Origin of the sequence: Bacillus sp. JJ1562 (genome assembly GCF_036962705.1) — a bacterium.
In the GTDB taxonomy this organism is placed as follows: Bacteria; Bacillota; Bacilli; order Bacillales; family Bacillaceae_L; genus Ferdinandcohnia.
Genome location: NZ_JBALOQ010000011.1, coordinates 57,816 through 69,648, shown reverse-complemented (window position 1 = coordinate 69,648; position 11,833 = coordinate 57,816). Strand labels below are relative to the sequence as shown.

At 38.8% G+C, this 11,833-nt stretch carries 10 protein-coding genes and 1 other annotated feature (1 of these 11 running past the window's edge); all 10 genes read left to right on the top strand.

What is annotated here, in order from left to right:
* The first annotated feature begins 360 nt into the window (after nucleotides 1-360).
* Nucleotides 361-1,062: an MgtC/SapB family protein gene (locus V7097_RS07385; RefSeq protein WP_335702960.1), complete on the top strand. Its 702-nt coding sequence runs from the start codon at nucleotides 361-363 to the stop codon at nucleotides 1,060-1,062.
* Nucleotides 1,063-1,233: 171 nt separating this feature from the next.
* On the top strand, nucleotides 1,234-1,698 hold the full coding sequence (locus tag V7097_RS07380; RefSeq protein WP_438824211.1) for a CtsR family transcriptional regulator: 465 nt from the start codon (nucleotides 1,234-1,236) through the stop codon (nucleotides 1,696-1,698).
* A 218-nt stretch (nucleotides 1,699-1,916) separates the two neighbouring features.
* Nucleotides 1,917-2,462, top strand: coding sequence for a UvrB/UvrC motif-containing protein (locus V7097_RS07375; RefSeq protein ID WP_335702958.1), 546 nt, complete (start codon nucleotides 1,917-1,919; stop codon nucleotides 2,460-2,462).
* 3 nt (nucleotides 2,463-2,465) lie between these two features.
* Entirely contained in the window at nucleotides 2,466-3,563 is a 1,098-nt protein-coding gene (locus V7097_RS07370; RefSeq protein WP_335702957.1) for a protein arginine kinase, read from the top strand.
* Nucleotides 3,560-6,013, top strand: a complete 2,454-nt coding sequence (gene clpC / locus V7097_RS07365) for an ATP-dependent protease ATP-binding subunit ClpC (protein ID WP_335702956.1) — start codon at nucleotides 3,560-3,562, stop codon at nucleotides 6,011-6,013. Before V7097_RS07370 ends, clpC begins: the two co-directional genes overlap by 4 nt.
* Before the next feature lie 211 nt (nucleotides 6,014-6,224).
* Nucleotides 6,225-7,595 carry a DNA repair protein RadA gene (gene radA, locus V7097_RS07360; protein ID WP_335702955.1) on the top strand — a complete coding sequence of 457 codons (1,371 nt, stop codon included), beginning with the start codon at nucleotides 6,225-6,227 and terminating at the stop codon, nucleotides 7,593-7,595.
* A gap of 275 nt (nucleotides 7,596-7,870) precedes the next feature.
* Nucleotides 7,871-8,962, top strand: coding sequence for a PIN/TRAM domain-containing protein (locus V7097_RS07355; RefSeq protein WP_335702954.1), 1,092 nt, complete (start codon nucleotides 7,871-7,873; stop codon nucleotides 8,960-8,962).
* Nucleotides 8,963-8,991: 29 nt separating this feature from the next.
* Nucleotides 8,992-9,678, top strand: a complete 687-nt coding sequence (ispD, locus tag V7097_RS07350; RefSeq protein WP_335702953.1) for a 2-C-methyl-D-erythritol 4-phosphate cytidylyltransferase — start codon at nucleotides 8,992-8,994, stop codon at nucleotides 9,676-9,678.
* 57 nt (nucleotides 9,679-9,735) lie between these two features.
* Nucleotides 9,736-10,218, top strand: coding sequence for a 2-C-methyl-D-erythritol 2,4-cyclodiphosphate synthase (ispF, locus tag V7097_RS07345; protein ID WP_335702952.1), 483 nt, complete (start codon nucleotides 9,736-9,738; stop codon nucleotides 10,216-10,218).
* Between the two features lie 58 nt (nucleotides 10,219-10,276).
* Nucleotides 10,277-11,734, top strand: a complete 1,458-nt coding sequence (gene gltX, locus V7097_RS07340; RefSeq protein WP_335702951.1) for a glutamate--tRNA ligase — start codon at nucleotides 10,277-10,279, stop codon at nucleotides 11,732-11,734.
* 46 nt (nucleotides 11,735-11,780) lie between these two features.
* Nucleotides 11,781-11,833, top strand: a binding site (T-box leader) (it continues 203 nt past the right edge of the window).

The following is an 11,833-nucleotide window of genomic DNA, read 5'->3' as shown; positions in this document are numbered from 1 at the left end:
AAACAATAAATGATATACCAATCGCAAACAGACTAATTAATATATAACATCAATCCCAAATCTCCCAAATGATATATCGAACAAAAGCCCTATTCCAACGCAGCTTGCCCTTCTAAACATCAATGTTAAATTTAACACCCCGGAAATGATCTATATTTCAAATTGTTCATAATAAAAATGTCTATGTTCCTAAGTCTGAAATACTATTCTAAAAAAGGGAGTTTGGACAATCATAAACCTTTTAGATGAATCGTATAATTATAAAACACATCTTTTTTTATTCTTTTTTTAAAGGGGATTTTGATTACCTATCGAATATTTTAGTTACAGGATTTATAGCCAAACAGGGGGGATGTGACAATGACACACTTTTTTGCATCGTTCCAAACTCAGGAATTTTTTACGATGTCGATTCGTATTTTTATGGCAGCTTTATTATGTGGGTTAGTTGGTTTGGAGAGAGAAGTGCACAAACACCCTGCTGGATTCCGTACACATTTACTTGTCGGAGTTGGTTCTTGTTTAATGATGTTGATGTCCATTTATGGGTTTCAGCCTTATTTAGAGATGAGTACAAATGTCCGCTTTGACCCAGCACGAATTCCTTCATATGTGATTAGTGGAATTGGGTTTTTGGGTGCGGGAACGATTTTGGTAAGGGATGCAACAGTACGAGGATTAACTACGGCAGCATCGATTTGGGTTGTTGCAGGCTTAGGGCTAATAATCGGGCTAGGGATGTATGCCCCAGCTATTTTAACAACTATAGTGGTTTTACTCAGTTTGATTTTTCTAAACCGATTTGAAGAATTCTTTTTTAAATCCAGAAAACAAAAAGTTGTTCATATCATTATTAATGAGGATATAACCTCATTTTCAGCTATCCAAAAACTATTTAAGGATAATGGTTTTAAAGTAAGGGATTTTAATATTAAGTATTCGAAGGATAAAATGTATAATAATTGCCAGTACACAATAGATGTGGAAGTGGCGAGTAAAAATGAACGTTTACGATTATATGAGGAAATGTCTAAGCAGGAAATGGTACAAAAAATTTTTTGATTCGGTGTTTAGAGGTGTACCAGGTTTGGAAAGTATAGGATAGTATAGCCTTGTAATTGGTAAATGATTGCATATTCCTATTTTCTCATGCGAAATAGTTGAAAAATAAGTGCGGTCATTTTATATTATAGTTATAGTCAAATATAGTCAAAGTCAAGGTGAGGTGTGGTCATAATGAGGAATATATCTGATATCATTGAACAATATTTAAAAAGTGTTCTTGATACAAGTGATCGAGCTATAGTTGAGATTAAAAGAAGTGAGATTGCCGATAAATTTGAATGTGTCCCATCTCAAATTAATTATGTAATAAATACTAGGTTTACGTTAGAAAGAGGCTATTTGGTGGAAAGCAAAAGAGGTGGCGGAGGCTACATTCGAATAATAAGGGTGAAATCAAATGACGATTCTCATCTGATTAATCAACTCGTACGCCTTATTGATAAACGGATTTCTCAAACAAGTGCTGAGGATGTCATTTTGCGCTTGATTGAGGAGGAAGTGATCTCTAAAAGAGAAGCGAAGATCATGTTAAGTGTGATTGACCGTTCTGTCTTGTTTATCGAGCTACCACATCGGGATGAATTAAGAGCAAGAATGTTAAAGGCGATGCTTACATCCCTCATGTATAGATAAAAGGTTGACTAATTCGGCAGAGGTTCAACCCATGTTGAATAAAGTTATAGCCTCCGGCGGATGCCACGATTTTTCAAAGGAAACTTATCGAGAGTAGGATCAAAGTCTAAGAACGCCATATCCTGATGTCTTCGTCTTTGTGATCCACCTCGTGTGGGCCTAAAAAAATCGGGCGAAAATACGCCAAGGAGCATTTGATTAAGTAGGAAGGTGTTATCATGATATGCCAAGAATGTAATCAACGCCCAGCAACATTTCATTTTACAAAGGTTATTAATGGCGAAAAAACAGAAATTCATATTTGTGAACACTGTGCTCAAGAAAAAAGCGAGATGTTTATGTTTCCAGGCACATCTGGCTTTTCAATAGATAACTTATTAGCAGGACTTCTTCAGTTTGAGCCACTTACAGGTTCAAAGCAAAATGCATTTCAACAAAATGAAGTATTACAATGTGAGAACTGTAAAATGACTTTTCAACAATTTGCAAAGGTGGGTCGGTTTGGCTGCTCACATTGCTATCCAACCTTTGAAAAAAAACTTACCCCAGTTTTAAAACGTCTGCATAGTGGCAATACACATCATACAGGAAAAATTCCAAAGCGAATCGGAGGCTCCTTCCATATTCGGAAAGAGATTGAACAACTAAAGCAAAAGATGCAGGAATATATTTCTTTGGAGGAATTCGAAAAAGCTGCAGATGTTCGTGACCACGTAAGGACCCTAGAAAAAAAACTGAGTGGTTACACAGAAGGGGAGGTTTAATCAATGTCACTTGAGCATTTTATCAATCAAGCCCTAAGTGCTTGGATGAGTCAAGAAGGTCCTGATTCAGATATTGTCTTGAGTTCACGGATTAGGCTTGCTCGAAATTTGAAAAATATTCCCTTCTCAACGGTTTATACAAATGAGGAGGGCGAGCAAATTGTAGATGTCTTCCAAAAAGGTTTTGTGGGAAAGAGTTTTCCCTCTATAGGAGAATTTGAATTATTAAAAATGATGGAGCTTCAGGCAAATGAAAAAAGGGTACTAGTTGAAAAGCATTTGATAAGCCCACATTTAGCTGAAAATTCCACATTTGGAGCTTGTCTTTTATCCGAAAATGAAGAAATTAGCATCATGATTAATGAAGAGGACCATATCCGAATACAATGTTTATTCCCAGGGTTGCAATTATCAGAGGCCATGCAAGTTGCAAATAACTTAGATGATTGGATAGAAGAGCATGTTGATTATGCATTTGATGAGACAAGAGGTTATTTAACCAGCTGTCCAACCAATGTGGGAACAGGACTAAGAGCATCTGTAATGATGCATCTTCCAGCACTTATCCTTACACATCAAATGAGTCGTATCATCCCAGCAATTAATCAATTGGGTCTAGTTGTAAGAGGAATTTATGGTGAAGGCAGTGAGGCGTTAGGAAATATTTTTCAAATATCCAACCAAATCACGCTAGGAAAGACTGAAGAAGATATTGTGGAAGATTTAAAGAGTGTAGTTGCACAGTTGATTGCACAAGAGCGCTCTGCACGAGAAGCACTTGTGAAGACTTCCAACATTCAGTTGGAGGACCGTGTATATCGATCCTATGGGGTTTTAGCTAATAGTAGGATCATTGAATCGAAGGAAGCAGCTAAGTGTTTGTCAGATGTTCGATTGGGTATTGATCTTGGCTATATAAAGGATCTATCAAGAACCATCCTGAATGAACTCATGATTTTAACTCAACCTGGATTCTTGCAGGTCTATGCCGGTGGGGCATTAAGACCAGATGAAAGAGACGTCAGAAGGGCGTCTATCATTCGAGAAAGAATGAAGCTAGAAAATAATAAGACTACTGACATGGAGGCTGATGGGTTATGATGTTTGGCAGATTTACTGAGCGTGCACAAAAGGTGTTAGCGTTAGCTCAAGAGGAAGCTGTACGATTGGGCCATAACAATATTGGAACTGAACATGTATTATTAGGTCTTATACGTGAAGGCGAGGGAATCGCTGCAAAGGCCTTACTTGCACTTGGATTAGGTCCTGAAAAAATTCAAAAAGAGGTAGAAGCCCTAATTGGCCGTGGTCAGGAAGGCTCACAGACCATTCATTACACACCGCGTGCTAAAAAGGTAATTGAGTTATCCATGGATGAGGCTCGTAAGCTTGGTCACTCCTATGTTGGTACAGAGCATATCCTACTTGGGTTAATTCGTGAAGGTGAGGGTGTCGCTGCAAGAGTATTAAACAATCTTGGAGTGAGCTTAAATAAAGCTCGTCAACAGGTTCTACAACTATTGGGAAGTAATGAGTCGTCTTCAGGGCATCATGGCGGTGGTTCTGCAAATGCCAATACGCCAACCCTTGATGGTTTAGCACGTGATCTTACGGCGATTGCGAGAGAAGGAAGTCTTGATCCAGTAATTGGGCGTAGCAAAGAGATACAACGTGTAATTGAAGTACTTAGCCGACGCACAAAAAATAATCCTGTTTTAATTGGGGAGCCTGGTGTAGGTAAGACTGCCATTGCCGAAGGATTAGCCCAGCAAATTATAAATAATGAGGTGCCAGAAACGCTTCGCGATAAGCGTGTAATGACACTTGATATGGGTACTGTTGTTGCAGGTACGAAATACCGTGGAGAATTTGAAGATCGTTTGAAAAAGGTAATGGATGAAATTCGCCAAGCAGGAAATATTATTCTGTTCATAGATGAACTTCATACGTTAATAGGTGCTGGCGGTGCTGAAGGTGCGATTGATGCATCAAATATTTTAAAACCATCCCTTGCTCGCGGTGAGCTGCAATGTATCGGTGCTACAACGTTAGATGAATATAGAAAGTACATTGAAAAAGATGCTGCTCTAGAGCGTCGTTTCCAACCAATCCAGGTGGATGAACCAACTGTTGAGGAGTCCATTTTAATTTTAAAAGGATTGCGTGACCGCTATGAAGCACATCACAGAGTATCCATTTCTGATGAATCAATCATTCAAGCGGTTAAGCTTTCAGACCGTTATATCTCAGATCGCTTTTTGCCGGATAAGGCCATTGACTTGATTGATGAGGCTGGTTCAAAGGTTCGTCTTCGTTCGTATACAGCTCCACCAAATTTAAAGGAGCTTGAACTAAAGCTTGAAGAGGTTCGTAAGGAGAAGGATGCAGCCGTTCAAAGCCAGGAATTTGAGAAAGCTGCTTCATTACGAGATTCAGAGCAACGTCTTCGCGAGCAATTAGAAGAAACGAAGAAAAACTGGAAGGAAAAACAGGGTCAAGAGAATTCTGAGGTAACAGTGGATGATATCGCAATGGTCGTATCAAGCTGGACTGGGGTTCCTGTATCAAAGCTGGCTCAAACAGAAGCTAATAAATTATTAAACATGGAAGAAATCCTTCACTCACGTGTAATTGGTCAGGAAGAGGCTGTTAGGGCAGTTTCTAAGGCGGTAAGGCGTTCACGTGCGGGATTAAAGGATCCGAAACGTCCAACAGGCTCATTCATTTTTCTAGGACCAACAGGGGTCGGTAAAACGGAATTAGCGCGTGCTTTAGCTGAATCTATTTTTGGCGATGAGGAAGCGATGATTCGTGTAGATATGTCTGAGTACATGGAGAAACACTCTACATCAAGATTGGTCGGTTCACCTCCAGGTTATGTAGGCTATGAAGAAGGTGGCCAATTAACAGAAAAGGTTCGCCGTAAGCCATATTCTGTTATCCTGCTAGATGAAATTGAAAAAGCACACCCAGATGTGTTCAATATTTTACTTCAAGTTCTAGAGGACGGGCGTTTGACAGACTCTAAGGGTCGTACGGTTGATTTTAGAAATACAATTTTAATTATGACTTCAAACGTTGGAGCTAGCACATTGAAACGAAATAAATATGTTGGCTTTGCGATGGAAGATGAGAAGCAAGATTATAAAAACATGAAGGATAAGGTAATGGAAGAGCTAAAAAAAGCATTCCGTCCTGAGTTCCTTAACCGTATTGATGAAATCATAGTTTTCCACTCATTAGAGAAGAAGCATTTGAAAGAAATCGTCACTCTGATGGGAGATCAATTAACAAAGCGTTTAAAGGAGCAAGACTTCGAGCTCGAACTAACTGAAGCAGCTAAAGACCGAATTGCTGAGGAAGGATATGATCCAGATTACGGAGCTCGTCCATTACGCCGTGCGATTCAAAAACAAATTGAAGACCGTTTGTCCGAAGAGCTATTACGCGGTAATATAGAAAAAGGAAAGAAAATCGTAATGGACTTTGCTAACGGAGAATTCGTAATCAATACAAATGAAGTTGAAGAAACAAAAGAAACAGTGAAATAAAAAAGCATGTAAGTATAAGAGGTATACATCAATAAATTGATTCATGTATACCTCTTTTTTTAGACAATGACTAGCTCCAGGCACCATTGGCTCGAGGTTACAAGCTAATCGCTTCTGAAGGCTAAAAGCGCCTTCTGTCAGCGCTTATCTTGTGCTTGTCGCCTAAAGCAGGGTGCCTTGCGCTTTTCTAATAAAGAAAGGATTAATGACAATGGCAAAAACAAAGACAAAATTCACCTGTCAATCCTGTGGTTATGAGTCGCCAAAATGGATGGGAAAATGCCCAGGATGTGGTGCATGGAATTCATTAGTCGAAGAAACACTAAGTAAACCAGCTAGAAAAGGTGCTTTTGCTCATTCAAGTCCCACAGTTCAACGCAAGCCTTCACCGATCACTTCAATCGAGTCAGAAAATGAACCTAGAATGTTTACAACAAACAAGGAATTTAATCGCGTACTTGGTGGCGGAATTGTCCACGGTTCACTTGTATTAATTGGTGGTGACCCAGGTATAGGAAAGTCTACCTTGCTTCTACAAGTATCCTCTCAATTAGCCAAACAAAGCAAAGTTTTATATATTTCCGGAGAAGAATCGATCAAGCAAACGAAGCTAAGATCTGACCGTCTAGGGGTTTCCTCTGATCAATTGTATGTTTTAGCGGAGACCGACCTTGAGTTTATTTCCCAGACAATTACTGAGTTAAACCCATCCTTTGTTGTGATTGACTCCATTCAAACCATCTATCATTCTGAGATCGCATCTGCCCCTGGTAGTGTCTCTCAGGTGCGGGAATGTACAGCAGAATTAATGAGAATTGCGAAGACAAATGGGATTGCTATTTTTATCGTGGGTCATGTTACGAAAGAGGGAAATATTGCAGGTCCACGTTTACTAGAGCATATGGTGGATACTGTTCTTTATTTTGAAGGGGAACGTCATCATACATATCGTATTTTACGTGCTGTAAAAAACCGTTTTGGTTCGACGAATGAAATGGGTATTTTTGAGATGAAGGAAACTGGTCTTGAAGAGGTAGCAAATCCTTCAGAGATATTTCTCGAGGAACGTTCTGCGGGTGCTGCAGGGTCAACGGTTGTTGCTTCTATGGAGGGGACACGACCAGTTCTTGTCGAAATTCAGGCACTGATATCACCATCTAGTTTTGGTAATCCACGCCGCATGGCAACAGGAATTGACCATAACCGGGTTTCTTTATTAATGGCTGTTTTAGAAAAAAGAGCAGGATTTCTCCTGCAAAATCAAGATGCATATTTGAAGGTCGCAGGTGGTGTAAAGCTAGACGAACCAGCGATTGATTTAGCGGTTGCTTTAAGTATCGCATCTAGCTTTCGAGATCAGCCGACTAATCCAACAGATGTCATTATTGGTGAAGTTGGGTTAACTGGTGAGGTAAGGCGTGTTTCTCGAATAGAACAGCGGGTACAGGAAGCGGCAAAGCTGGGCTTTAAGCGAGTGATTCTTCCTGAACGAAATTTAGGTGGATGGACGATTCCTAAGGAAATCGAAGTTATAGGTGTGAGTGATATTAGGCAAGCCATTCAACATACACTAGGAAAATAGCCTAAAATTACGTGACGAAAATTCTAGCGGAAATGAAACATTTTTAATTCTTTATTCGTATAGTAAGTGTGAAACAAATGGACATCCATATTCCGTAACGGAGCCGAGTAAAAATAATTTTTACCGAAGCAGTTATAATTTTATCAGGATTTAAAAATAATATATGAGTAGCGTTTTACACATCTATGTCATTCTGTTTACAATTTGAAAAAAGCTATTTATTGTAGGTTTCAATTATTATAAAGTGATTATAATGAATAGGAGGAGGTGAAGGAATGCTAAAACGTATTGTGCAGCTCTTTTTTCTTATCGTCGGAGGTATGCTTGGAATTGTCTATCTACCAGATTTACTAGGGCTATTAAATTTCGACAATATTCCATATTTAAATAACTCGTATACGCTTGCAATATCGGGTGCTATTATATTATTTATTGTTACTTTTTGGTTAGTAGATTATATTGTAGATCTTATTAAGTGGCTTGAAGAGTCATTGATCAAAGCTCCTGTCACAGATGTTTTATTTGGAAGCATAGGTTTAATTACGGGATTAATTGTTGCGTTTTTAATTGTAATTCCATTAGACCGTATTTCATTTTCGGTTGTAAACACAGTGCTTCCTATCTTCATTACCCTGCTTTTAGGATATTTAGGTTTCCAAGTTGGTTTTAAGAAGCGGGATGAACTTGTGAACTTATTCTCTATTAACCGAGCAGGTAAGAAAAAGGGCTTGGAGGAAGAGGAAGTGAACCAACAAGCGAAAAAACTAAAAATATTAGATACGAGTGTTATAATTGATGGACGTATCGCGGATATATGCCAAACGGGATTTCTTGAAGGAACAATTGTCATTCCTCGATTTGTGTTAGAGGAGCTTCAGCATATTGCGGATTCTTCAGACGTGTTAAAGCGAAACCGCGGTAGAAGAGGACTAGATATTTTAAATCGAATTCAAAAAGAATTATCAATTAAGGTTGAAATCTACGAAGGTGATTTTGACGATATTCAAGAGGTTGATAGTAAGTTAGTGAAGCTTGCGAAATTAACGATGGGTGTAGTCGTGACAAATGATTTCAACCTAAACAAAGTGTGCGAGCTACAAAATGTGGCAGTGTTGAATATTAATGACCTTGCGAATGCGGTGAAGCCAGTAGTGTTACCTGGTGAAGAGTTAAGCGTTCAAGTCATTAAGGATGGAAAAGAGCATAATCAAGGTGTTGCTTATTTAGATGACGGTACGATGATTGTGGTCGAAGAGGGTCGCGACTATATTGGAAAGCGCATTGATGTCCTTGTAACGAGTGTTTTACAAACATCGGCGGGCCGAATGATATTCGCGAAGCCAAAATTACTTGAAAAAGCATTATAACTTTATTGAATTGTTAGGGGCGCTATAGGGTGAATTATCAGGTTGTAATTCCTGCAGCAGGTCAGGGAAAAAGAATGAACGCAGGAAAGAATAAACAATTCATCGAATTGAAATCAATTCCAGTTATTATTCATACATTACGAGTTTTTGACCATGACCCGATGTGTTCAGGGATTATTTTAGTCATCAATAAGGATGAACAGCCCATTTTTGAAGAATTGATTCAAACATATCACATCGAAAAGGTTGTTTCTTACATACAGGGTGGCAGTGAGCGCCAGTACAGTGTCTATAATGGCTTACAAGCAGTGAAGGACACAGAAATTGTGTTAGTTCATGATGGTGCAAGACCCTTTCTGAAACAAAAACATGTTCATGAGCTAGTTAGTGTTGCAACAGAAAAGGGAGCAGCCGTGCTAGCGGTCCCCGTAAAGGATACAATCAAACGCGCCTCTCGTAATCTATATGTAGAAGAAACAGTTGAACGTTCTAGCTTGTGGGCCATTCAAACCCCACAAGCTTTTCATGTTTCTACCTTACAAGAAGCACATGAGTTGGCTAAAAAAGAGGATTTTCTTGGTACAGATGAAGCTAGTCTCGTTGAAAGAATCCCAAAACAAGTATATATTGTTAAAGGCGATTACTTGAATATGAAACTAACAACGCCAGATGACTTAATTTTCGCGGAAGCGATTTTACAAAACTGGACAAGCTAAATGAAGAATGCGCTAAGCGCGCCTAGAAAAAGATAACTATAAAAAGGGGGAAAACCCATGTTTCGTATTGGACAGGGCTTTGATGTTCACCAATTGGTTGAAGGACGCCCGTTAATTATAGGTGGGATTACCATTCCATATGAAAAAGGATTACAAGGACATTCGGATGCTGATGTGTTACTTCACACCGTGTCTGATGCCTGTCTTGGAGCGATTGGAGAAGGAGATATAGGCAAGCATTTTCCAGATACAGACCCCAATTTCAAGGATGCTGATTCTGCAAAGCTTCAACAGCATGTATGGAATTTAGTAAAGGAAAAAGGATATAAACTTGGAAATATCGATTGCACAATCATTGCTCAAAAACCCAAAATGGCTCCGTATATTGAGCAAATCAGAGAGAGGATTGCCCAATTGCTAGAAGCAGATCCTTCACAAGTCAATGTAAAAGCGACGACAACTGAAAAATTAGGCTTTACTGGTCGTGGTGAGGGAATTTCGGCAATGGCGACGATCTTACTGCAAAAGGTAGATAGCTAATTAAAATATTGTGTTAAAATATCAAAATGATACTAGCGTAGTAACGGAGGGTACATAAATGTCAAATAACGTACGTGTGCGCTATGCACCAAGTCCAACAGGACATTTACATATAGGAAACGCAAGAACGGCCTTATTTAATTATTTGTATGCAAGAAACCAAAACGGAAAATTCATCATTCGTATTGAAGATACAGACAAGAAACGTAATATTGAAGGTGGCGAAGAAAGTCAGCTGAAATATTTAACGTGGCTTGGAATTGATTGGGATGAAGGACCGGATGTTGGTGGAGAGTATGGACCATATCGTCAATCAGAACGGAATGAGATTTATCAAAAACATTACATGGAGCTTCTTGAAAAAGGCCTTGCTTATAAATGCTATTGTACGGAAGAAGAAATTGAAAAAGAGCGTGAAGAGCAGATGGCACGTGGGGAGACACCTCAATACTCAGGAAAATGCCGTCACTTAACAAAGGACCAACAGGAAGCTTTAGAAAGTGAAGGAAGACAACCGAGTATTCGTATCATTATTCCTGAAGGGAAGGTCTACACGTTTAATGATATGGTGAAAGGCGAAATTTCCTTTGAATCTGAAGGCATGGGCGATTATGTAATCGTGAAGAAGGATGGAACTCCTACTTACAATTTTGCAGTAGTCATTGATGATCATCTAATGGAAATTTCACACGTGTTACGCGGGGAAGACCATATTTCCAATACACCGAAGCAAATGGTGGTGTACGAAGCATTTAATTGGGATATTCCAACATTTGGACATATGACATTAATCGTCAATGAAAACCGTAAAAAGCTTAGTAAGCGTGATGAATCTATTATTCAATTTATTGAGCAATATGAGGAACTTGGATACTTACCTGAAGCTTTATTTAACTTCATTACGTTATTAGGTTGGTCACCAGGCGGGGAAGAAGAGATTCATTCAAAAGAGGCGTTTATTGACATTTTTGATCCTGCGCGTCTATCTAAATCACCGGCTGTTTTTGATACGCAAAAGCTTACATGGATGAACAATCAATATATGAAAAACATTGATCTTGATCATCTAGTTGAGCTTTCATTGCCACATTTAATTAAAGCAGGTAGATTGAGTGAGTCGTTAAGTGATGCTGACAAGCAATGGGCACGTGACTTAATTGCACTCCATCAAGAAAAGATGAGCTATGGAGCAGAAATAGTTGAACTAACAGACTTATTTTTTAAAGAGGAAGTAACGATTGAAGAAGATGCCAAGGAAGTCCTTGCGGGGGAAACAGTTCCTGAAGTATTAAAGGCCTTTTTGCAAGAGGTTGAAAGTCTTGAAACATTTGGTGCTGATGAAATAAAAGCAGCGATTAAAGCTGTTCAAAAAGGAACAGGTCAAAAAGGGAAGAACCTTTTCATGCCAATTCGTGCAGCTTCTACTGGTCAGCTTCATGGTCCAGATCTGCCACAAGCGATTCACCTTTTAGGAAAAGAAAAAATTATTTCACGCCTAAAGAGTTTAATTGGTTAACAACTGGCTGAAAATGTAATATAGTATAGTTAACAAAAATTATAATGTTAAAGTGTTGATAAGGAGAGTAAATAAGTCATTTACTTTAAAGTATTTGTG

Bases quoted from the DNA above. Each gene is read 5' to 3' on its own strand.
- V7097_RS07370 (WP_335702957.1), top strand. From the start codon at position 2,466: ATGTCACTTGAGCATTTTATCAATCAAGCCCTAAGTGCTTGGATGAGT.
- V7097_RS07355 (WP_335702954.1), top strand. From the start codon at position 7,871: ATGCTAAAACGTATTGTGCAGCTCTTTTTTCTTATCGTCGGAGGTATG.
- radA (WP_335702955.1), top strand. From the start codon at position 6,225: ATGGCAAAAACAAAGACAAAATTCACCTGTCAATCCTGTGGTTATGAG.
- V7097_RS07375 (WP_335702958.1), top strand. From the start codon at position 1,917: ATGATATGCCAAGAATGTAATCAACGCCCAGCAACATTTCATTTTACA.
- clpC (WP_335702956.1), top strand. From the start codon at position 3,560: ATGATGTTTGGCAGATTTACTGAGCGTGCACAAAAGGTGTTAGCGTTA.
- V7097_RS07385 (WP_335702960.1), top strand. From the start codon at position 361: ATGACACACTTTTTTGCATCGTTCCAAACTCAGGAATTTTTTACGATG.
- gltX (WP_335702951.1), top strand. From the start codon at position 10,277: ATGTCAAATAACGTACGTGTGCGCTATGCACCAAGTCCAACAGGACAT.
- ispF (WP_335702952.1), top strand. From the start codon at position 9,736: ATGTTTCGTATTGGACAGGGCTTTGATGTTCACCAATTGGTTGAAGGA.